General features: G+C 64.5%; 20 protein-coding genes and 1 pseudogene. 13 read left to right on the top strand and 8 right to left on the bottom strand.

Annotation, left to right across the window (positions count from 1 at the left end):
* Window positions 1-19 precede the first annotated feature (19 nt).
* From acs to RID11_RS09305, 6 genes and pseudogenes are all read right to left on the bottom strand, one after another.
* A pseudogene (gene acs / locus RID11_RS09330) lies at window positions 20-1,969 on the bottom strand (acetate--CoA ligase).
* Between the two features lie 91 nt (window positions 1,970-2,060).
* Window positions 2,061-2,816, bottom strand: a complete 756-nt coding sequence (locus RID11_RS09325) for an ABC transporter ATP-binding protein (protein ID WP_297769789.1) — start codon at window positions 2,814-2,816, stop codon at window positions 2,061-2,063.
* Between the two features lie 14 nt (window positions 2,817-2,830).
* Window positions 2,831-3,589 carry an ABC transporter ATP-binding protein gene (locus RID11_RS09320; RefSeq protein ID WP_350138065.1) on the bottom strand — a complete coding sequence of 253 codons (759 nt, stop codon included), beginning with the start codon at window positions 3,587-3,589 and terminating at the stop codon, window positions 2,831-2,833.
* Window positions 3,590-3,601: 12 nt separating this feature from the next.
* The gene (locus RID11_RS09315) at window positions 3,602-4,804 is read right to left on the bottom strand and encodes a branched-chain amino acid ABC transporter permease (RefSeq protein ID WP_350138062.1); all 1,203 of its coding nucleotides are present in this window, start codon (window positions 4,802-4,804) and stop codon (window positions 3,602-3,604) included.
* 4 nt (window positions 4,805-4,808) lie between these two features.
* Window positions 4,809-5,840 (bottom strand): branched-chain amino acid ABC transporter permease, encoded by a 1,032-nt coding sequence (locus tag RID11_RS09310; RefSeq protein WP_350138059.1) that lies wholly within the window; start codon window positions 5,838-5,840, stop codon window positions 4,809-4,811.
* Between the two features lie 106 nt (window positions 5,841-5,946).
* On the bottom strand, window positions 5,947-7,293 hold the full coding sequence (locus RID11_RS09305; protein ID WP_350138057.1) for a substrate-binding protein: 1,347 nt from the start codon (window positions 7,291-7,293) through the stop codon (window positions 5,947-5,949).
* A 219-nt stretch (window positions 7,294-7,512) separates the two neighbouring features.
* Between RID11_RS09305 and RID11_RS09300 the strand changes: the two genes are divergently transcribed.
* From RID11_RS09300 to RID11_RS09265, 8 genes are all read left to right on the top strand, one after another.
* Window positions 7,513-8,823 carry a helix-turn-helix domain-containing protein gene (locus RID11_RS09300; protein ID WP_350138054.1) on the top strand — a complete coding sequence of 437 codons (1,311 nt, stop codon included), beginning with the start codon at window positions 7,513-7,515 and terminating at the stop codon, window positions 8,821-8,823.
* Between the two features lie 72 nt (window positions 8,824-8,895).
* Entirely contained in the window at window positions 8,896-9,264 is a 369-nt protein-coding gene (locus tag RID11_RS09295; RefSeq protein WP_350138051.1) for a response regulator transcription factor, read from the top strand.
* Entirely contained in the window at window positions 9,261-9,533 is a 273-nt protein-coding gene (locus tag RID11_RS09290) for a hypothetical protein (RefSeq protein WP_350138048.1), read from the top strand. The genes RID11_RS09295 and RID11_RS09290 overlap by 4 nt, the downstream gene beginning before the upstream one ends.
* Complete coding sequence (locus RID11_RS09285) at window positions 9,533-12,217, top strand: ATP-binding protein (protein WP_350138045.1); 2,685 nt, start codon at window positions 9,533-9,535, stop codon at window positions 12,215-12,217. Before RID11_RS09290 ends, RID11_RS09285 begins: the two co-directional genes overlap by 1 nt.
* A gap of 70 nt (window positions 12,218-12,287) precedes the next feature.
* On the top strand, window positions 12,288-13,259 hold the full coding sequence (locus RID11_RS09280) for a FliM/FliN family flagellar motor switch protein (RefSeq protein WP_350138043.1): 972 nt from the start codon (window positions 12,288-12,290) through the stop codon (window positions 13,257-13,259).
* Window positions 13,260-13,345: 86 nt separating this feature from the next.
* Window positions 13,346-13,672, top strand: a complete 327-nt coding sequence (locus tag RID11_RS09275; RefSeq protein WP_350138040.1) for a TraR/DksA family transcriptional regulator — start codon at window positions 13,346-13,348, stop codon at window positions 13,670-13,672.
* Between the two features lie 90 nt (window positions 13,673-13,762).
* Entirely contained in the window at window positions 13,763-13,972 is a 210-nt protein-coding gene (locus RID11_RS09270; protein WP_350138037.1) for a hypothetical protein, read from the top strand.
* An 89-nt stretch (window positions 13,973-14,061) separates the two neighbouring features.
* On the top strand, window positions 14,062-16,029 hold the full coding sequence (locus RID11_RS09265) for an enoyl-CoA hydratase/isomerase family protein (RefSeq protein ID WP_350138035.1): 1,968 nt from the start codon (window positions 14,062-14,064) through the stop codon (window positions 16,027-16,029).
* Window positions 16,030-16,035: 6 nt separating this feature from the next.
* Here the strand turns inward: RID11_RS09265 and RID11_RS09260 are convergent, their stop codons facing one another.
* Both RID11_RS09260 and RID11_RS09255 read right to left on the bottom strand, forming a co-directional pair.
* Window positions 16,036-17,643, bottom strand: a complete 1,608-nt coding sequence (locus tag RID11_RS09260) for a peptide chain release factor 3 (protein WP_350138033.1) — start codon at window positions 17,641-17,643, stop codon at window positions 16,036-16,038.
* Window positions 17,644-17,776: 133 nt separating this feature from the next.
* Window positions 17,777-18,790: a Hint domain-containing protein gene (locus RID11_RS09255; protein WP_350138031.1), complete on the bottom strand. Its 1,014-nt coding sequence runs from the start codon at window positions 18,788-18,790 to the stop codon at window positions 17,777-17,779.
* A 308-nt stretch (window positions 18,791-19,098) separates the two neighbouring features.
* Here RID11_RS09255 and RID11_RS09250 point away from each other — a divergent pair, with 308 nt between their 5' ends.
* From RID11_RS09250 to RID11_RS09230, 5 genes are all read left to right on the top strand, one after another.
* On the top strand, window positions 19,099-19,350 hold the full coding sequence (locus tag RID11_RS09250; RefSeq protein WP_350138029.1) for a hypothetical protein: 252 nt from the start codon (window positions 19,099-19,101) through the stop codon (window positions 19,348-19,350).
* Window positions 19,350-19,625 carry a hypothetical protein gene (locus RID11_RS09245; RefSeq protein ID WP_350138027.1) on the top strand — a complete coding sequence of 92 codons (276 nt, stop codon included), beginning with the start codon at window positions 19,350-19,352 and terminating at the stop codon, window positions 19,623-19,625. Before RID11_RS09250 ends, RID11_RS09245 begins: the two co-directional genes overlap by 1 nt.
* Before the next feature lie 110 nt (window positions 19,626-19,735).
* Entirely contained in the window at window positions 19,736-20,515 is a 780-nt protein-coding gene (locus RID11_RS09240) for an SDR family oxidoreductase (protein ID WP_350138024.1), read from the top strand.
* A gap of 113 nt (window positions 20,516-20,628) precedes the next feature.
* Entirely contained in the window at window positions 20,629-21,996 is a 1,368-nt protein-coding gene (locus RID11_RS09235; RefSeq protein WP_350138022.1) for a sodium:proline symporter, read from the top strand.
* Between the two features lie 95 nt (window positions 21,997-22,091).
* Window positions 22,092-22,401 (top strand): DUF3833 family protein (locus tag RID11_RS09230; RefSeq protein ID WP_350138019.1); only part of this gene is annotated, 310 nt, incomplete at its 3' end.

Here is a 22,401-nt window from a genome sequence, read left to right as displayed (position 1 = left end):
GATGACGTGGAAATGTGGCTCAGCCGCGATTCATCCGGTTCTCGATCAACTCGTCCACGACGCCGGGGTCGGCCAGGGTCGAGGTGTCGCCGAGCGCGCCGTAATCATCCTCGGCGATCTTGCGCAGGATGCGGCGCATGATCTTGCCGGAGCGGGTTTTCGGCAGGCCGGGGGCCCATTGGATGAGGTCGGGCTTGGCGATTGGGCCGATCTCGGTGCGGACCCAGGTCTCCAGTTCCTTGCGCAACTCTTCGGTCGGTTCCACGTCATTCATCAGGGTGACATAGGCGTAGATGCCCTGACCCTTGATGTTGTGCGGATAGCCCACCACCGCCGCCTCGGCGACCTTGGCATGCGCGACGAGGGCGCTCTCGACCTCTGCCGTGCCCATCCGGTGGCCCGACACGTTGATCACGTCATCGACACGGCCGGTGATCCAGTAATAGCCATCGGCGTCACGCTTGCAGCCGTCGCCGGAGAAGTAATAGCCCTTGTATTGCTGGAAATAGGTCGCCTCGAACCGTTCATGATCGCCCCAAACGGTGCGCATCTGACCGGGCCAGCTATCCTTGAGGGCCAGCACGCCTGAGGCTTCGGTGTCGGTGATTTCCTTGCCGGATTCGGGCTCCAGCACCACCGGCTCGATCCCGAAGAAGGGCAGCGTGGCGCTGCCGGGTTTTGTCGGGATGGCGCCGGGCAGGGGGGTCAGCAGGTGACCGCCGGTTTCGGTCTGCCACCAGGTGTCGACGATGGGGCAGCGGCCCTGGCCGACGTTGTCGTTGTACCAGTTCCACGCCTCGGGATTGATCGGTTCGCCCACGGTGCCCAGCACCTTGAGCGACGAGAGGTCACAGCGGCTGACATATTCGGTGCCTTGGCCCATCAGCGCGCGGATCGCGGTGGGGGCGGTGTAGAACTGGTTGACCTTGTGTTTCTCGCAGACCTGCCAGAAGCGGCTTGCGTCGGGGTAGGTGGGCACGCCCTCGAACATCAGGGTGGTCGCGCCGTTGGCCAAGGGCCCGTAGACGATATAGCTGTGGCCGGTGACCCAGCCGACATCTGCGGTGCACCAGAACACGTCGCCCTCGTGGTAGTCGAACACCAGTTCCTGCGTCATCGCGGCATAGACGAGATAGCCGCCGGAGGTGTGCACCACGCCCTTGGGCTGGCCGGTCGAGCCGGAGGTGTAAAGGATGAAAAGCGGGTCTTCGGCGTTCATTTCCTCGGGCGGGCAATCGGTGGCGGCGGCGCTGGCCAGCGCGGTTTAGTCGTGGTGGCGCCCCTCGATCCACGTGGTCTGGCCGCCGGTATGCTTGACGACAAGGCATTTCACCTTGTCCGAGCAATGCAGGAGGGCCGCGTCGGTGTTGGATTTGAGCGCCGTCTTGCGCCCGCCGCGCGGGGCCTCGTCGGCGGTGATGACGACCTTGGCCTGACAGCCGTTGATCCGCGCCGAGAGCGCGTCGGGCGAGAAGCCCGCGAAGACGATGGAATGGATCGCGCCGATCCGGGCGCAGGCGAGCATCGCATAGGCCGCCTCGGGGATCATCGGCAGGTAGAGCACGACGCGGTCGCCGCGTCCCACGCCCATGTCCTTGAGGACATTGGCCATGCGGCAGGTGTTCTCGTACAGCTCGCGGTAGCTGATGTGCTGCGCCGCATCCTCGGGGTTGTCCGGCTCCCAGATGATGGCGGTGCTGTCGCCGCGCGCCTCAAGATGGCGGTCGATGCAGTTGGCGGCGACATTGAGCGTGCCGTCCTCGAACCACTTGATCGAGACATTGCCGAAGTCGTAATTCACGTCCTTGACGCGGGTGTAGGGCTTGATCCAGTCGATCCGCTTGCCATGCTCGCCCCAGAATGCCACCGGGTCCTTGATCGAGGCGGCATACATTTCCTTGTATTTCGCGGCGTCCACATGGGCGTTCGCCGCGAACTCTGCGGAGGGGGGATAGGTGGTGTCGGACATTTGAACAAACCCTTGCTGTCTGCGATCGATAGAAATTCGCGCCCGCCCCGTTCGTTACAGGGAGAAACAGCCAAGGGCGGGCGATCCGGCCTCAGATGGCCAGATATTCGGAGCGGAGTTCCTCGTTATCGAGCACTTCCGCTGCCGTACCGTCAAACACGATCCCGCCGGTGTCAAGGATCACGGCACGGTCGGCAAGCTCCAGTGCGCGCACGGCGTTCTGTTCGACGAGGATGGTGGTGATGCCCTGCTCCTTGATGATGCGCAGGGTTTTCTCGATCTCGTCGACGATCACCGGGGCGAGGCCTTCATAGGGCTCGTCCAGCAACAAGACCTTAATGTCGCGCGCCAGGGCGCGGGCCACTGCGAGCATCTGCTGTTCGCCGCCCGAAAGCGTCGTGCCCTCTTGCTTGCGGCGCTCGGCGAGGCGAGGGAAGAGTTCGTAGAGGCGGTCGATGGACCAGCCGATTGGCGGGGCGATCTGCGCCAGTTGCAGGTTTTCCTCGACCGTGAGACCGGAGATGATACAGCGATCCTCGGGGACAAGGCCTATGCCCGCCGCCGCCGCCTCGTGGCTTTTCATGTTGTGCAGCGGCTGGTGGTCGAGCCAGATCTCGCCATGCGTGACCTGCGGGCTGTCCATCCGGGCAATCGAGCGCAGGGTCGTGGTCTTGCCAGCACCGTTGCGGCCAAGAAGCGCGAGAATTTCGCCCTCGTGGACGTTGAACGAGATGTTCTGGACGATGTAGCTCTCGCCGTAATAGCTCTCCATGTTCCACACCGAGAGGAAGGCGGGGGCGGTTTCGGCGTAGTTCCTGCCTTTGGAAAAGTCGGGTTTGACGTTCATTATCCGCGCTCCTGTCAGGCCGCCGTCTCGCCAAGATACGCTTCGCGCACCTTGGGATGGCCCTTGATGTTTTCGGGGGTGTCCTCGACCAGCGGGCTGCCCTGCGCCAGCACGGTGATCCGTTCGGCGAGGGAGAACACGACATGCATGTCGTGCTCGATGATCGCGATGGTGAGGTCGCGCTCGTCCTTGATCTGTTTCAAGAGGTCGATGGTATTGTTGGTATCGGCGCGCGCCATGCCTGCCGTCGGCTCGTCCAGAAGCAGTAGCTTCGGGGTCTGCGCGAGGCACATGCCGATTTCCAGACGCCGCTTGTTGCCGCGCGACATCGAGGCGGAATGCATGTGCCGCTGATCCTGAAGGTTGAGGTCTTCAAGCATCGCCTCGGCCTGATCAATGATCTCGTTCTCATTGTGCGAGCTTTCGAGCGCATGCATCCGGAACACGCCGTCGCGCTTGGCGAAGATCGGAATCATCATGTTTTCCAGCACCGTGAGGTCACCGAAGATTTCCGGCGTCTGGAACACGCGGGAGATGCCCATCTGGTTGATCTCGTAGGGCTTGCGCCCCAGCACCGACTGGCCCTGGAACATGACCGAGCCGGTGTCTGGGATCAGCTTGCCGATCAGGCAGTTGAGCAGGGTGGATTTGCCCGCCCCGTTCGGCCCGATGATCGCATGCACGGTATTTTCCGCAACGCTGAGGTTCACGTCCCCCAGGGCCTGCAACCCGCCGAAGCGCTTGTTGACGTTCTTGACTTCGAGAATGCCCATGTCCTGCGCTCCTTATTCTGCGGGGGTGGATTGAGTGGATTTCTTGGCGTCATCGGGCTTTTTGCGGCGGAAGAGCCGCGCGATGCGCTGACCACCCTCGACAAGGCCACCGGGCAGGAAGATCACTACGAGCATGAACAGCAGCCCGAGCGTGAGGTGCCAGCCCTTGCCGACGAAGGGATGCACGAGCGTGACCATCAGGTTCTCGATCCCGTCGGGCATGAAGCTGAACCAGCTATGCAGGACACCGTCGTTGATCTTCGAGAAGATGTTCTCGAAATACTTGATGAACCCCGCGCCCAGAACCGGGCCGATCAGCGTACCAGCACCGCCGAGGATGGTCATCAGCACGACCTCGCCTGACGCTGTCCACTGCATCCGCTCGGCGCCTGCCAGCGGGTCCATCGAGGCCAGAAGCCCGCCTGCAAGCCCGGCATACATGCCCGAGATCACGAAGGCCGCGAGCGCATAGGGCCGCGCGTTCAGGCCGGTATAGGTCATCCGCGTGTTGTTCGACTTGATCGCCCGCAGCATCATGCCGAACGGCGAGCGGAAGATGCGGATCGCGATATAGAAGCTGAGCAGCATCAGGATCGCGCAGACATAGTAGCCGACCGAGAAATCGAACGACCAATGGCCCACGTTCAGCGTCGAGAACTCGCGCATCTCCATACCGAAGAGATTGGTGACCGGGATGGAGCCGTCCTCGGTGCGGCTGACACCCAGGATGCGCGGATCGTCAAGGGTCAGTTGCAGGCCGGTCTCGCCATTGGTGATCGGGGTCAGGACCGAATAGGCGAGGTTGAAGCTCATCTGAGCGAAAGCGAGCGTGAGGATCGCAAAATAGATGCCCGAGCGGCGCAGCGAAATAAAGCCGATGAGCAGCGCGAACAGCCCGGCGACGATCACGCTGAGCAGGATCGCGGGGATGACGTTCATGCTGAGCAGTTTGAACATCCACACCGCCGAATAGCTGCCCACCCCGAGAAAGGCCGCGTGACCGAAGCTGAGATAACCGGTCAGGCCAAAGAGGATGTTGAAGCCGATCGCGAAGATCCCGTAGATCGCGAAGCGCTGCATCAGGTCCGGGTAACCCGCGTTGAACTGCGCCATGGCGCTGTCGGCGGGGAACGGGTTGAGGATGAAGGGCGCGCCCAATGCCAGAACGGCAACGATGAGCAGCAGCGAGAAGTCTTTCTTGTTCAGTCCGAGCATTGTCTTATTCCTCCATCACGCCTTTGCGGCCCATCAGGCCCCGCGGACGGGTCAGTAGAATGATGATGGCCACGAGGTAGATGATGATCTGGTCGATACCGGGCAGGATCGACTTGACTTCGTTCATCGAGGCAAAGCTTTCGAGCACGCCCAGCAGGAAGCCCGCCAGCACCGCACCCGGCAGCGAGCCCATGCCGCCGACGACGACGACCACAAAGCTCAGCACCAGGAAATCCATGCCCATGTGATAATTCGGAGAGTTGATCGGCGCGTACATCACCCCGGCGAGCCCGGCCACGGCGGCGGCGATGCCGAACATGATGGTGAAGCGCTTGTCGATATTGATGCCCAGAAGCTGCACCGTCTCGCGGTCGGCCATGCCGGCGCGGACCACCATCCCGAAGGTGGTGAATTGCAGGAAGGCGAAGACGCCACCGATGATCAGTGCGGCAAAGGCGAAATAGACCAGACGCCAGTAGGGGTAGATGATCGCATTGGGATCAAAGCCCAGCATCACCCCGAAATCGAACGAGCCGCGGAAGACTTCGGGTGCGCCGGTGGGGATCGGGTTGGCCCCGTAGAAATACTTGATGATTTCCTGAAGCACGATGGCAAGGCCGAAGGTGACGAGGATCTGATCGGCATGCGGACGCTTGTAGAAATGCTTGATCAGCCCGCGCTCCATGACAAAACCGATGGCGACCATGACCGGGATCGAGAACAGGATCGCGAGCGGCACAGCCCAGTCGATGATGGCACCTCCCATCTCGGGGCCAAGCCAGTCCTCGACATAGGTGGTCTTGACCTTGGCAGGGTTGCCGAGAAAGTCGGTCTTGTTCGGGTCGATGGTCTCGTAGCTGAGATTGAGGATACGTGACAGCGTGACGGCGCAGAATGCGCCGATCATGAACAGTGCGCCATGGGCGAAATTGACGACCCCGAGCGTGCCGAAAATCAGCGTCAGGCCAAGCGCGATGAGCGCATAGGCCGAGCCCTTGTCGAGCCCGTTGAGAATTTGAAGAATGATTGCGTCCATTGTTCCCACCCATGGGTTAGAGGCGATGGTGGTCTTTTGCGAGAGAGTGAACCGCCAGGAGAGCCGGCCGCGCGCGGCGTGCGCGCGACCGGTCAGTCACGTCAGATCATGCGCCCGGGTTGCAGGCCCCAAGCTCGCCACCGGCGAACATCGGGTGATCGGGTTCGTAGGTGACCTGTGCGGCAGGTGTGACTTCGACCACTTCGAGAAGGTCGAATTCGCTGGTCGGGTTTTCTTTCCCGCGCACAACGAGCACGTCCTTGAAGCACTGGTGGTCTTCGGCACGATAGAGCGTCTTGCCGTTGCCCAGACCGTCGAATTCGAAGCCTTCGAGGGCTTCGGCCACGGCGCAGGGGTTGAAGCTGCCGGCGCGGGTGACGGCATCTGCATAGAGCAGGGTCTGGCAATAGCAGGTATGCGCCGCCTGGCTGGGCGGGAAGCCGTACTTTTCACCGAAGGATTTGACGAATGCCTTGGAGGCATCATCGGTCAGCGACCAGTGCCAGTTTGTCGAGCCGTGAATGCCCTTCACGTTCTCGCCCGCACCACGTGCCATCAGGCGCGAGTAGAGCGGCACGACGATCTCGAAGTTCTTGCCGTTCACCTGCTTTTCGCGCAGGCCGAACTGGACCGCGTTGGTCAGCGAGTTGACCATGTTCCCGCCGTAGTGGTTCAGGACCAGAACATCGGCACCCGAGTTCAGAACCGGCGCGATGTAGGACGAGAAATCGGTCGCGGCGAGCGGGGTCTTGACCGTGTTGACGGTCTCCCAGCCCAGCGACTCGGTCGAGGCGACGATCGACTCTTCCTGCGTCCAGCCCCAGGTGTAGTCGGCGGTCAGGTGATAGGCCTTGCGGTCCGAGCCGTAGAGGCTCTGGAGCACCGGTGCCAGAGCGGCACCCGACATGTAGGCGTTGAAGAAGTGGCGGAAGCCGTTGGCCTTCTTGTCCTTGCCGGTGGTGTCGTTGGAGTGCGTCAGACCCGCCATGAAGATCACGCCCGCCTCTTGGCAGAGGCCCTGCACGGCCACGGCCACGCCCGAAGACGAGCCGCCAGTGATCATGATCGCGCCGTCTTTTTCGATCATCGACTTGGCCGATGCGCGCGCGGCGTCGGATTTGGTCTGGGTGTCGCCGGTCACATACTCGACCTTCTTGCCCATGATGCCGTTGCCTTGCAGCGCCTTGGAGCTGAAGGTGTTCATCATGCCACCGTCGCCGCCACCGTTCAGGTGCTCGACCGCAAGCTCGTAGGCGCGCAGCTCGTCCGCGCCCTCATCGGCATAGGGACCGGTCTGCGGCACGTTGAAGCCGAGCGTCACCGAGCCGCCGGTGGGTTCGTTGGTGAAGGCTGCGGCGCTCGACGCGGTGAAGATCGTCGGCAGCGCGACGCCGGCACCGGCGATGGCGCTGGTCTTGATCAGACCCCGACGCGTCAGGTTCGATTTGGACATGGATTCCTCCCATTATGAAAATCGCGGGAAGGGCCTCCTCTTGCGCCTCCCCTAAGCACAAGTGTGCTTCTCAAGTATGCGGGAGGCGCAGAAAATTACGCAACAACTGGTTTTCGTGAAACAATTTTTTTGTAAATTTATAGACAGATCCTGCGATCATGTTGTAAAGAAATTCTCGCGCAGTTGCGGCAAGTCCAGTTCAAGGCAGGGAAAATTCAGATGCCGGAACGGCTTATGATCGGAACACGAATCCGCGAGCGGCGGGTGCTCAGCGGTATACGGCAGTCGGAGCTTGCGAAACAGGCGGGGATTTCGCCGTCCTACCTCAACCTGATCGAACATAACCGCCGCAGAATCGGCGGCAAGACCTTGCTCAAACTGGCGCAGGCGCTGGAGGTGGAGCCGCAGGTTTTGTCAGAAGGGGCCGAGGCCACGCTGATTTCCGCCCTGCGCGAGGCCGCCGGAGAGCCGGGCACCGATGGCCCCGAACTGAGCCGGATCGAGGAGTTTGCCGGGCGCTTTCCGGGCTGGGCGGGGTTGCTCACGAACCTGTACCGGCGCACGCAAGGTCTGGAGCGCACGGTCGAGACGCTGACCGACCGGCTGGCGCATGATCCCTTTCTGGCGGATTCGCTGCATGAGGTGATCTCGTCTGTCACGGCCATTCGCTCGACCTCGTCGATCCTGGTGGAGACCGAGGCGCTGGAGCCCGAGTGGCAGGCGCGGTTTCACCGTAATATCAACGAGGACAGCGCGCGGCTGACCGAGGGCGCGCAGGCGCTGGTCAAGTATCTGGAAGGCGCGCCCAACCGCGATGCCGAGGTGCAATCGCCGCAGGACGAGATGCACGCGTATCTCGCCGCGCGCGGCTATCACTTCGAGGAGCTGGAGCGCGATATCGCCGGGCCGCGCGATGTGACGCGGCTGTTGGCGGGTGAGGCCGGGCAGGCGATGTCGAGCCCGGCGCAGAGCCTTACGCGGGAGGTGCTGCTGCGCTATCTAGAGGATGCGCGCGCCCTGCCGCTGCGCTCGTTTCTGGCGCAAATCGGCACCATGGGATTGCAGCCCGACCGGCTGGCCGAGGCGACCGGCGCAGAGATGGCGCAGGTTTTTCGCAGGCTTGCCACTCTGCCCGAGGCCGAGGTGGGGCCGGTCGGGCTGGTGATCTGCGACGCCTCAGGCACGCTGGTGTTTCGCAAGCCGATTGACGGGTTCGATATGCCGCGCCTTGCCGGGGCCTGTGCGCTCTGGCCGCTTTATCAGGTGATGGCGCAGCCGCCGGTGCCGCTGCGCGCCCGGGTGCGACAGGTGGGGCGCGGCGGCGAGGTCGTGGGCGCGCTCGCCGTGGCCGGTCTGGCGGCACCTGCGGGCTTTGACCGGCCCGCATTGATGCAGGCGCATATGCTGCTCTTGCCCGATCCCGGAGAGGCTGCGGGGGGGGTGCATGAATTGGGCGTGAGTTGCCGGATTTGTCCGATAAAGGACTGCGTGGCGCGGCGCGAGCCGTCGATCATCGCAGAGGGCTTTTGACTTGCGGCGCGAGATTGGGAATAGTTGCGCAGGGCGTCTGACCGCGCGCGCATCGGAGGGGAGGCCGGTTGCATGGGGAAAAAGGTTCTGCTGATCGAGGATGAGCCGAATATAATCGAGGCGGTGAGCTTTATCCTGTCGCGGGATGGCTGGGAGGTGAAGACCCATTCCAACGGGCATGACGCGATGGAGGCGGTGCGCCTGCGCACGCCGGACCTGATCATTCTCGACGTGATGCTGCCGGGCAAGAGCGGGTTTGATATATTGGCCGAGATTCGGGGCGATGCGGAACTCGCGGCAACGCCGGTGCTGATGCTGACGGCACGTGGCCAGATGAAGGATCGCGAGATGGCCGAGAAGGCGGGGGCCAGCCAATACATGACCAAGCCGTTTTCCAATGCCGATGTGCTGGCCGCGGTGCGCGATCTGGTGGGGGCATGAGCCCCGAGCGCGGCCCGGTCTTTCTGGCGCGGCGCACCTATCGCCGTCGCCGCCTCGCCGACGGGGCGCGGCTTCTGCCGGTGCTGGGCGGTGTTCTGTTTTGCGTACCGCTGTTGTGGAAGGGCGGCGCGCACGCGCCGGGCACGGCCGAGACGATGTTCTATATCTTCGGGCTCTGGGCCGTTCTGGTGGTGATCTCGGGGGTGATCTCGCGACATCTGCGCGCCAGTGACGCAGAAGAAGGTGTCGCGGAGGGCGAGGAGGGCTGATGGCGATCCTCAACGTCCTGGTTCTGGTTTGCGTGCTTTATGTGGTGCTGCTGTTCGTGGTCGCCTTTGGCGCGGATCGGGCGGCGGCGCAGGGGCGCGGCAGTTGGCTGCGCTCGCCCATCGTCTACACGCTGTCGCTGTCGATCTACTGCACCGCCTGGACGTTTTACGGCGCGGTCGGGTTTGCCGCGCGGTCGGGGCTCGAATTCGTGACCATCTACCTGGGCCCGACGCTGGTGATGATCGGCTGGTGGTGGACGCTGCGGCGTCTCGTGCGGGTCGGGCGCAGTCAGCGCATCACCTCGATCGCCGATCTGATCTCGTCGCGCTATGGCAAGTCGAACCTGCTGGCGGTGCTGGTGACGGTGCTCGCGGTGGTGGGCACCACGCCCTATATCGCGCTGCAACTGCAATCGGTGACGCTCTCGTTTGCCGCCTTCGCCGAGACCGATCTTGCCGCCACCACCTTGCCCGACATGCAATCCACCGCGCTCTGGGTGGCGATGGGGCTGGCGCTGTTCACGATCCTCTTCGGCACCCGCAACCTCGATGCAAACGAGCGTCATCACGGGGTGGTCATGGCCATCGCGATGGAGGCGGTGGTCAAGCTGTGTGCGCTGCTGGCAGTGGGCATTTTCGTGGTCTGGGGGCTGGCGGGCGGCATCGAGGGCACGCTCGCACGAATAGAGGCGTCGGCGATTTCGAGGTTCGAGGTCTCGGGCGGACGCTGGGTCGGGCTGACCGCGCTGTCGGCGGCGGCCTTCCTGTGCCTGCCACGGATGTTTCAGGTCATGGTCGTCGAGAACGAGGACGAGGACCACCTGCGCACCGCCGCCTGGGCCTTTCCGGCCTATCTGATGCTGAGGAGCCTCTTCGTGGTGCCGATTGCCGCCGTCGGGCTCGACATGATGCCCGAGGGCGCCAATCCGGATCTCTTCGTGCTGACCCTGCCGCTGATGGACGGGCGTGACGGGCTGGCGATCCTGTCGTTTCTGGGCGGGTTCTCAAGCGCCACCTCGATGGTGATCGTGGCGGCCATCGCGCTGTCGACCATGGTGTCGAACCATGTGGTGATGCCGATATGGCTGCATTTCTCGGGCGGCGCGGCGATGGTGTCGGGCGACGTGCGCAACGTGGCACTCCTGGCACGGCGGCTGAGCATCGCGGGGGTGGTCTTTCTGGGCTATCTCTATTTTCGCCTGTCGGGGGGTGGCACGGCGCTGGCGGCGATCGGGCTTATCGCCTTTGTCGGTGTGGCGCAGTTCCTGCCTGCACTGATGGGCGGGCTCTTCTGGCGCGGGGCCACGCGGACGGGTGCGCTGCTGGGGCTGAGCGTAGGGGCCACGCTTTGGCTCTATTGTCTCTTCCTGCCCAGCTTTGGTCCGTCGCTCCTTCTGCCGCAGGGGGTGTTCGATAACGGGCTCTGGGGATTGGCCTGGCTGCGGCCCTACGCGCTCTTCGGGGCCGAGGGGATGGACCCGGTGCTGCACGCGCTGATGTGGTCGATGCTGCTCAATGCGCTGGCCTTCGTTCTGGGCTCGCTGCTCAGCTTTCCGCAACCGCTGGAACGGCTGCAGGGCGCGCAATTCGTCAATGTCTTCGATCATTCCGGCACGCCCGGTGGCTGGACCGGGGGCATGGCGCAGAGCGAGGATCTGCTGATCATGTCACAGCGCATCATGGGGGCGCGCGAGGCGCAGGCGCTTTTTGCGCGCGCAGCACAGCGGCAGGGCGTGGCGGGCTATCTGCCCGAACCCAGCCCCGATTTCCTGCAGGAGCTGGAGCGCGCGCTCTCGGGCTCGGTGGGGGCGGCGACGGCGCATGCGATGATCAGCCAGATTGTCGGCGGGGCCGCCGTGTCGGTCGAGGATCTGATGGCGGTGGCCGACGAGACCGCGCAGATCATGGAATATTCCAGCCAGCTCGAGGCCAAGAGCCAGGAACTGGCGCGCACCGCGCGGCAGTTGCGGCAGGCCAACGAGAAACTGACCCAGCTTTCGGTGCAGAAGGACGGGTTTCTCAGCCAGATCAGCCACGAGCTGCGCACCCCGATGACCTCGATCCGGGCGTTCTCGGAGATTCTGCGCGATACCGGCGATCTGACCGGTGAGGAACAGAGCAAATACGCCTCGATCATCCATGACGAGGCGGTCCGGCTCACGCGGCTGCTCGACGACCTGCTGGATCTGAGCGTGCTGGAGAACGGGCAGGTGGTTCTGAATACGCAGACCGGCCTGCTGTCGGACCTGCTCGACCGCGCCGAGCGGGCGGCGGGGGTGAATGATAGTGGTCTCACGGTCGCGCGCGACCGGGCGTCCGAGGCGGTGGAGCTTACCTCTGATCTGGACCGGCTGGCGCAGGTTTTCATCAACCTGATCGCCAACGCGCGCAAGTACTGTGACGGCACGCCGCCGGTGCTGAGCATCCGGGCGAGCGTGGTTGACGGGCATGTTGTTGTCGATTTCACTGATAACGGCTCGGGCATTCCGCCCGAGAAACAGGCGGTGATCTTCGAGAAATTCTCGCGTATCGGCGAGACCAAGGCCGGGGGCGCGGGTCTGGGTCTTGCGATCTGCCGCGAGATCATGGCGCGGCTTGATGGGTCGGTGAGCTATCTGCCGGGGCAAACCGGCGCGGCGTTCCGGGTGAGCCTGCCGCAGGCGCGGCGCATGGCGGCGCAATGAGCAGGTAGGTGGTAAGGGAATCGTAACCACGCCTGACCTAGGATGGCGCGACGGAGGGACAGCGCGCGCCATGACAGCCCAACACACAGCTTCGGTCATCCACCGCAAGGCCCGCGCGGCGCGGGACGGCTCGGACGCGCGGGCGATGTCGCCGGCCAAGGCGCTGCGCCTGTCGCTGGCGCGGGCCGCCGATACACTGCTTGATCTGGCGCTGACCGTGGCGACGGTCGAACAGCGGCGCGTCAGTCTTGCGCAGGTCACGGAGACGGTTCTGGACGAGGGGCTGATCCTGCTACTGGATGGTGCGGGCGGGGCCCGCGGGGCCTTGGCCCTCGACGCACAGATGATGGCAGCGCTGATCGAGGTGCAGACGACTGGCAGGGTGCGGCCCGGTCCGGCCCCGACGCGGCGGGCGACGCGGACCGATGCGGCGATGGTCGCCCCGCTTGTCGATGCCCTGCTCGACGGGATCGACGCCGAAATGCTGTCCGAGGTGGAGGTATATGTGCCGCGCGGCTTTCGCTTTGGCGACCGTGTTGAGGACCGGCGCGCTTTGGCGCTTGTGCTCGACGCGCCGGATTTCGATCTTTTTCGCGTGACCGCTGATCTGGGGCCGGGGGGTCGGACCGGGCGGCTTGATCTGCTGGTGCCTGCGCGCCGTCCGTCCCCCGCCAAGACCGGCACCCGGACCGACGCGGGCGCACCTGAGCGCGCCTTGATGAGTGATGTGGCGCTTGGTGCGCCGGTGGTGCTGGATGCGGTGATGGCGCGGATCACCCTGACGTTGCGCGACGCTTGCGCGCTTTCGCGAGGGCAGGTTCTGCCGCTCACCCCTGAAAGCCTGGGCGCGATCCAGATGACCGGAGCGGGCGCGCATCTTGTGGCCGAGGCGCGGTTGGGGCAACTTAACGGTTGGCGCGCCCTGCGGCTCGTATCCTCTGCCGCCGCGCCTCTGCCCGATATGAAGGTCGAACCGGAGCAAAGCACGGCCAACGCAGCCTCCGGCACGGCGCTCGCGTTACACGCCAAGCAGGACGCGTGAGTCTGCGCTCTGGTCAGGGTTGATGTGTGTCAAGGTCGGCCGCTTGCGGTTCTGCTAAGTTAATTCCAACTTGCGGAGGATGTTTCATGCTGGACAAATCGACATATCGCGAGGCGCTGTTGCAGCGTCTCAAGCTTCTGGATGCACGGCTACACGCCATCGAGGCCGAGCTGGACGCGCCAAAATCTCGCGACTGGGAAGAGTTGGCGGTCGAGCGTGAAGGTGATGAGGTGCTGGAACAGCTGGGCCACAGCGGCGAGTTGGAGATCGCACGGATCAGGGCGGCGCTTGGCCGTCTGCGCGATGGCAGTTTTGGACTCTGCACGTCGTGTGGTGAGCAGATTGCCGCTGATCGGCTTGATATTCTTCCGGAAACGCCTGTTTGCCGGGCATGTGCCGCGCAAATGTCCTGACAGCATTCACAATTTTGTCGCGCATCGCATCTACCTATAGGTCGCGTGGAAAAGACCCGCTATGGTTGTCTTCCATCAGGGAGGAATGTCATGATCAACGTCACTGCCGAACTTGACCAGATCCAGACCCTCGTCGGTCAGGAGGGGTTGAATACCCGATATCGCCATGAGCCCCGGCTGCGCCGGGTGATCGCCCATCTGCGTGCCGAAGGGCAGGCCGTGCCGCCCCGGATCAAGCAATTGCACGAGACCTTGCTGAGCGAAGCGATCGAGGCTGAATTCGACAATATGCCGGTCTGAGACACAGCCCAACTCCCGCCTGTGCTTGCGTATGGGGCGATTCTTCGTAGTAATTGCTCCAATGGAAATACAGAGCGAGTGGAGCGGGTGTGAGCGGGACGATCCAGACAGACCAGAAGGACGGGATCACCGTGCTGCGGCTCGACCGTCCGGTGGCCAATGCGCTCGCGCCTGACCTGCGCGCGGCTTTGATGGCGGCGCTCGACGCGGCCGAGGCGAATGTGGCGTGTCGCGCGGTTGTCCTGACCGGGACCGGCACCGGATTTTCCTCGGGGGTTGACCTTACGGAATATGATGGGCCGCTGACAGCCCCCAGGGTCGGCGATATCTGCAAGCGGATCGATGCGTTTTCCAAACCGGTGGTCGCGGCGCTGCACGGTTCGGCCCTTGGGGCGGGGCTGGGCCTGGCCCTTGCCGCGCATGGTCGGGTGGCGCAGGTCGGCACTCGGATCGCGCTGCCGGAAATCAGCCTTGGGATGATGCCGGGTGCGGGTGTGACGCAGCGTCTGCCGCGCCTTGTCGGGGCGCAGGCCGCATTGGAACTGATGCTGTCAGGACAGGCCGTGCGGGCCGACGATGCCCGTTTGAAGCGGCTTTTTGACCAGATCACCGAGGAACTGCCCGAGGCCGAGGCCTGCACCTTGGCCACACGTCTGGCCGCCGCAGGCCAGTGGTCGCGGAGCGGCGACACGGCACGGGGTCTGTCGGACCCTGCCGGGTATCAGCGCGCGATCGCGTCGGTGCGCGACAAGCTGGGTGCGCAGCGCGGCGCGGCGGCGGATATCCTGCGGGCCGTCGAGGCGGCGCAGTTGTTGCCCTTCGCGCAGGGCCTCGATTTCGAGGAGGTGCTCTTTGAGGAACGCGTCAACAGCGCCGAGGCGCGCGCGCAACGTCATGTCTATGCCGCCGAGCGCCGGGCGGCTGTCTTGCCGGAATTGCGCCGGGGACAGGTGCGAGAGATCGGGCGCGTCGGGCTGTCGGGGCGTGGGCTGGAGGAGGTGGCGGTGCTCTGCCTCGCAGCCGGGCGCGCTGTCTGGTCGGATGATCCGGACCTGCCCGCCACGTTGCGCCGGACCCTCGATTCGCGGGTCGCGCGCGGTCAGATGCAGGCGGGCACCAAGGATGACTGGTTGTCACGGCTAAGCGGTGACGCCGGCGACCGCCGGGCTGACCTGTGGCTGAGCACGGATACGGTCGAGCCGGGCGTGGGCCTTGCAGCGCGGCTTGATATGGGCGCTGGTTTTGCCGGGCCGGGGCTGGCGCTGCGGTTGTTCGCGCCGGTCGAGACGGCCCGATGCGCCGAGATCGGCGTGCCCGAGGGCCATGCGCCCGATGAGGTTGCCAGCCTCGCGCGGTTTCTGACGGCGCTGCGGGTGACGGTGGTGCGCGCGGCGCGCCCCAAGGCCCGACCGGGGCTGGGTCATGTCCTGGGTGGTGCGCTGTGCCTGGCCGGTCTGGCGCTGGTGCAGGCCGGGTTTGCCCCGCAGCGCGTCGATCAGGCGGCGCGGCATCTCGGGCTGCGCACGGGCCCGTTTCTGATGATGGATCACGAGGGGCTGGTGCCCGCCGAGGCGCGGTTGCGTCGCGTGGCGGATATGCTGGGCCTGCCCGCTGACGCGCTCGCCCCGCTGGCCGGGCGGATCGCCAAGGGCGCATCGGGGCGTGCCGTTGGGCGCGGGTTTTACGATCATCCGCCCGAGGGGCCGCGCACGCCGCGCGAATTCGCCGAGATGGGCGAGGTGACCTTGCCTGGCGGGGTATCCCCCCGCCATGCGCTGCACGCCGCGCTGGTCAATGCGGCGGAGCGGTTGCTGGCAGCGGGCGCGGTGCAGCGGGCCTCTGATCTGGACGTGATAATGGTGCGCGGTCTTGGCTATGCCCGAAGCCGGGGCGGCGCGCTCGGCCATGCCGATCAGCGTGGATTGATGGCCGTACTCAAAGACATGAAGGCGCTCGTGCCGCTTGCGCCACCGCTCTGGTCGCCGCGCCCGGGAATCGTCGAGCGCGTGAAGCTGGGTGAGGGCTATTTCGGACGCGCCGGGGCGGCTGCGCTCTGACCGGTTTCAGACCATCATTTCCTTGGTCGCCGTCAGGGTGATGTCGGGGTAATCCCGTTCCACCCGGTCAATATCCCATTGCATCCGTGTGAGGTAGACCACGTCGCCGTCATTGTCATGCGCGATGTGCTGCTTGTTGGCGGCGGTGAACTTTTCGACCGCGGGCTTGTCGCCCTGCACCCAACGGGCAGAGGTGAACTGTGACCCCTCGAAGCGGACGGGCAGGCCGTATTCCAACTCGATCCGGCTACCCAGAACCTCGAATTGCAGCGCGCCCACCACACCCACGATAAAGCCCGAGCCGAAAGCGGGTTTGAACACCTTGGCGGCGCCTTCCTCGGCGAATTGCATCAGCGCCTTTTCGAGGTGCTTGGCCTTCATCGGATCGCCCGCGCGGGCCTGTTGCAGAAGTTCCGGCGCGAAGGAGGGAATGCCGGTCACTTTCAGAGTCTCGCCCTCGGTCAGCGTATCGCCGATGCGCAATTGCCCGTGGTTGGGGATGCCGATGATGTCACCGGCCCAGGCCTCTTCGGCCAATTCCCGGTCGGAGGCGAGGAAGAGGACGGGGGCGGAGACCGTCATCGGTTTTTTCGAGCGCACATGGGTGAGCTTCATGCCGCGTTTGAAATGGCCCGAGGCGAGGCGGACGAAGGCCACGCGGTCGCGGTGCTTGGGGTCCATGTTGGCCTGCACCTTGAACACAAAGCCTGACACCTTGTCCTCTTCGGGGGCGATTTCGCGAGGGGTGGCCTTTTGGACCTGGGGTTCGGGGCCGTAGGTGCCGATGCCGTCCATCAGTTCCTTGACCCCGAAGGAGTTGATCGCGGAGCCGAACCAAATGGGCGTCATATGCCCTTCGAGCACCGATTGCGGGTTCAACTCGGGCAGAAGTTCGCGCGCCATCTCGACCTCTTCGCGGAGCTTGGCCACCAGATCGGCGGGCACGTGTTCGTCGAGTTGCGGATCGTCCAAGCCGTTGATCTGGATGGATTCCGCGACCTTGTTGCGGTCGGCGCGGTCCATCAGTTCGAGGCGGTTGTTGAGCATGTCATAGCAGCCGACGAAGTCGCGGCCCTGGCCGATGGGCCAACTGGCCGGGGTCACGTCGATGGCCAGATTTTCCTGAATTTCATCAATGATATCAAACGTATCGCGGCTTTCACGGTCCATCTTGTTGCAGAAGGTCAGGATCGGCAGGTCGCGCAACCGGCAGACCTCGAAGAGCTTGCGGGTCTGGCTCTCGACGCCCTTGGCGCCGTCAATCACCATCACGGCGGCATCGACCGCGGTCAGCGTGCGATAGGTGTCTTCGGAGAAATCCGAGTGCCCGGGCGTGTCCACAAGATTGAAGCGGAAGGTCTTGAAATCAAACGACATCGCCGAGGCCGAGACGGAAATTCCCCGGTCCTTTTCCATCTGCATGAAATCGGATCGCGTGCGCCGCGCCTCGCCCTTGGCGCGGACCTGTCCGGCCATCTGGATGGCACCACCGTAGAGCAGGAATTTTTCCGTCAGCGTGGTCTTGCCGGCATCGGGATGCGAGATGATGGCAAAGGTGCGCCGCCGGGCAATCTCGGCGGGCAGGTCGGGGCGATTTGTGCGGGTGTCCAACATGGCCCGCCATATAGAGGGGCGGCGTGAGGGGCGCAAGCGAGGGCTGGATCAGGGCTGTCTGTATCGCGTCGGTATTCTGTCGGTATCGCGTCGGTGGGCAGGATCGCGGATTTTGGCGGGCCTGCGCCGTGCCTTACCGCGTCGAGGCGCGCTTCAGCAGGTCGGCGGCGTTGGGGTGGTCGAGGAGCGCACGGCCGACCTCGAATTGCAGATGGGTGCTGTTGCCGTGGGCGGCGGCCTCGGCCAGCAGCTTTTCCTCGAGTTCGGCGGGCAGGGCCGCGCGGGTGCGGGGGTCGACCAGCAGGGTCTCGGCCGCGATGCCTTCGGCATAGATGATCTGATGGGCGTCGAACAGGATCTGGTAGTAATCGACAAAGCCGCCGGTTTCGCGGCGCACGGTGTCGCCGTTCACCAGATGGCGGGCGCGGACCAGCACCTCGTGCCGCCCGGCCCCGAGCGCATCGGAGCGCTGGTAGATGAAGAGCCGGTGATCGGGGCTGACCAGCAGGTCGTTTTCATTGTGCAGCGCCCCGGCGGTGATCCGGACGGGGGCGAAATCCCCCACGGCGCGGGCCGTCGAATGGCCGATCCAGCGCACCGGGCGGGGGCCGTCGTCGCGGGTGAGCACCATGTCGCCGGGGCGCAGATCCTCGACCGGGGTCTGCTCGCCCCGGGCCATGGTGATATGGGTGCCCCGGGTGAAGGAGACGCAGGCGGCCTGCGCGAATTTGCGCAGCGCACCGTCACGGTCGACGCCGACCAGCGCATAACCGGTGCGCGGCGCGATCTGTGCCAGCGGCATGGCGTAGATATCGGCGACATGGCCTGCGTCATCCACCTCGACGAAGACGAGAACATCGGTGGTTCCGCCGGTCGCCGACATCAGCGTGAGCGCGCAATCGAGATGCACATGCGCGCCGGGCAGGCCGACTTCTGACTCGGCCCCGATGCTAAAGGGGCCGGTGCCATGCATGACCAGCGACAGCCGGGCCGGGCGCGCCTGTGCGGTCAGTTCATACACGTCGTCAAGATCGAGTTCGGTGGCGAAGGACAGCGCATCGCCGAGGTTGGCCCCGTTTACGACGCGGAAATCCATGGCCTGAAAGACCGGGATGGATTGGGCTGGTCGGGGTGCGTCTTGGGTCATTCGGGGGGCGGTCATTCTGAAAAGGTGATTGGCATAACTATCTATACCAGAGGGCTAGTTTAGGATTGTGGCAGCATGTGGTCAATCGGAGCAAGATTTGGCGGCGAGAGCCACGCATACGCCCCTGCAAGAGCCGTGCCTTATGCACGTGGCGGCTGGCATGCCGGCCGGGTCCCGCGTGTTGGGGTGCTGGCCACTCTGTCGGGGCTGCGTGCGAATGGTGGTGCGACGCAATATAAGAGCAGTGACCGGGTGACTGATCTGATCCGGAGCGGCAAATTGCGGCAAATCGAGTGAGGACCTGACGCATGACACTGGACGAGATGAAAGCGTATCTGGATGCCCACGGTGCGGAACCGTGTTACACCATTGGCGGGCTTGGAGGTGGCGAGATAGACGGAATCGAGTATATTGATGGCGCGTGGTACACTTATTTCAGTGAACGCGGCTCGAAAAACAGCTATCGCCAATGGCCGACTGAGGAGGAGGCGGTCGCCTTTATCGTCGAAAGCGCCGAATCCTGCGCGAGGCATTACGGTCTTTGGAAGGATACGGCATGATGCCGCTCGAACTTCGCTTTTGGCTGGAGAAGAGAGGCGCGGTCTATGGCAGGCATTTCACCTTTGGCGGGCTTGGTGTCGATACGCCCGGCTTTGAGGTCATGGACGGCTTTCCTTATACCTATGTCTCGAAGCGCGACGGGCGTTATTACCGCAAAACGGATTACCAGCGGCACGAGACGCAGGAGGCCGCCTGTGATGCGCTAAAGCAGGCCGCCATCGCCAGAGCCGAAGCCGATGGCGTGTGGTCACCGCGCCCTGAGGACAGTCTCTGACGACAGGGGGCGCTGCGGGTGGTGTTCGGGAGGCGGGCCTGTGCTGCATGGTCATTTCGAGCGCGAGGGTGTTAACTCTCCGGAACATATCGAAACAAGCGGAGGGTGACATGGATCTTGGCATCAAGGGCAAGCGGGCGCTGGTTTGTGCGTCGTCGAAAGGGCTGGGGCTGGGCTGTGCGCGGGCGCTGGCCGGGGCTGGCGTCGATCTGGTGATGAACGCGCGCGGGGCCGAGGCGCTGGAGGCGTCGGCGGCGACGATTCGCGAGGACTTTGGCGTCGAGGTCGTGACCGTGGCCGCCGACATCACGGATGACGTGGGCCGCGCGGCGGTGCTGGATGTGGCGGGCGCTGTGGATATCCTCGTCAACAACGCGGGCGGGCCGCCGCCGGGGATGTGGACCGACTGGGAGCGCGAGGATTTCATCGCGGCGCTCGACGCCAACATGCTGACGCCGATTGCGCTGATCAAGGCGCTGGTGCCGGGGATGATGGAGCGCGGCTGGGGCCGGGTGGTGAACATCACCTCGCAATCGGTGAAGGCACCGATCCCGGTGCTGGGCCTGTCGAATTCGGCGCGCGCGGGGCTGACCGGCTATGTCGCGGGCACCTCGCGGCAGGTGGCGGGCAGTGGTGTGAACATCAACAACCTGTTGCCGGGCATTCATGCGACCGACCGGGCCAATGCGCTCGATAAGGGGGTGTCCGAGGCGCAGGGGATCAGCATGGAGGAGGCCAAGGCGCGGCGCTGTGCCGGGATTCCGGCGGGGCGCTATGGCACCGCAGAGGAGTTCGGCGCGGCCTGTGCGTTTCTGTGCAGCCAGCATGCCGGATTCATCGTGGGGCAGAACATCCTGCTGGATGGCGGCGGGGTGAATGCCACGCTGTAAGGCCGGATCAGGGGCGACGATCACGTTTGCGTCACAAGCTGCGCCCGGGCGTGGCGGTGTTCTGCGCGGCTTGGTAGCGATGGGTGGAACGGTCACATCAGGGAACTCTCACGATGCAAGCATTGGCGATCATTGGCCTTTTCGGGCTGATCATTCTGGGTAGCCTGCTGGTTGCGCCACGGCGCGCCACGATTGGCGGCTTTTTCAGCGGCGCGGGTGTGGACGGGCGCGCGCCGGGCCTGTGGGTGCTGGTGCTGAGCCAGGTCACGACGTGGATTTTTGCGCGGTCGCTGATGAACTCGGCGATCCTGGGGTATTTCTACGGTATCTGGGGCACGCTGGCCTATGCCGCCTATTACGGATCGTTCCTGACCGGGGGCTATATCGTGGGCCGGTTGCGCGCGGGCGGTGCGGGATCGGTGCAGGACTGGCTGGGCGTGCGGTTCGGGGCCATGGGCAATGCTTGCTATAATCTGGTGATCGGGCTGCGGCTGCTGTCGGAGGTGTTCGCCAATCTGCTGGTGGTCGGGCTGATATTTGCCGCCGTGCTGCCCGAGATCGGCGTGGCGCGCGAGGCGGCAATCGTGATCGTGGCCGCCCTTGGGCTGGCCTATAGCGCCTGGGGTGGCTTGAGTGCGGCGCTGCGCACGGATGTGTTGCAGATGGTGGTGTTTCTAGGCGTCTTTGCCGCCGCCTTTGTCGCGCTGGTGCTGAGCCCCGGATTTCAGATTGGCGCGGTGCTGACGGCGCCGGGCACGGCGGGGGCATGGAACGGGCAGGTGTTGCTGGTGGTGGCGCTGTTGCAGGTATTCTCTTATCCCGCGCATGATCCGGTGATGATGGATCGCGGCTTTCTCGCCGATCCGGCGACGACGCGGAAATCGTTTCTGCATGCGTTCTGGATCTCGACACTGTGCATCATCGGGTTCGGGTTTTTCGGCATTCAGGCGGGGCTGGTCGGGGCGGAATACGAGGGCGAGCTGATCGGCACTTGGGCGGGGATGTTCCCGGCGTGGCTGTTCATCGCGCTGTTGGTGTCGTTGTTGATCAGCGCGCTGAGCACGCTGGATTCCGCGCTGGCGAGTACGGCGCGGCTGGTGGTGGATGAGTTGAAGATCGGCACCCGGTCGCTGATCGCGGGGCGGGGCGCGATGGTGGTCTTCATGGGGCTGGGCACGCTGCTCACGCTTTGGGGCAACCAGACGCTGTTTGATGCCGTGGCGGTCAGTGGCACGGCGAGCATGTTCCTGACGCCGGTTCTGGTTGTGGGGCTGGTGATGGGGCGGCAGATCGCGCTCTGGTCCTATCTGGTGGCGTTCGGGGCCGCGATGGCGGGGGCGGTGACCTATTTCGCGCGCAGTGCGGACTGGGCGGTGGCGCTCCTGCCCGAGGGCCACAAATACGAGCAGTTGCTGGTGATCTGCGTGGCGGTTCTGGTGGTAGGGTTCGCCGCCGTGCTGAGCGGCGCGCGGCGCGCCTGAGCCTTGCCGGGCGGCGGTTTCGCGATAGGTCCCCCGGGGTAGCCAATCGCCCCGGGGGTCTTTTTATGCGCGTCGTTCTTTTGACCCTTTCTCTGATGGTACTGAGCGCCTGTGCCGGGCGGCCTGATCTGGCGGATGAAAAGCTGAGCCAGCGGGATTTTGAGTTGGAAGAGTTTTTCGACGGCCACGTGGTGGGCTATGGCCAGTTTCAGGACCGGTTCGGCACGGTGCGGCGGCGCTTCGAGGTGCAGGTGGCGGGCGACTGGGATGGCGAGGTGCTGACCCTGACCGAAGATTTCGTCTACGCGGATGCCAGCACCGAGCGCCGGGTCTGGACCCTGACCAAGACCGGCCCGGAGACCTGGGAGGGCAGCGCGCCGGGAGTGATCGGGCAGGCCAGAGGTG

Source organism: Roseovarius sp., from assembly GCF_040219995.1.
Taxonomy (GTDB): Bacteria; Pseudomonadota; Alphaproteobacteria; order Rhodobacterales; family Rhodobacteraceae; genus Roseovarius.
The sequence above is the reverse complement of the archived record's forward strand: the minus strand, read 5'-3'. Positions and strand labels throughout refer to the sequence as shown.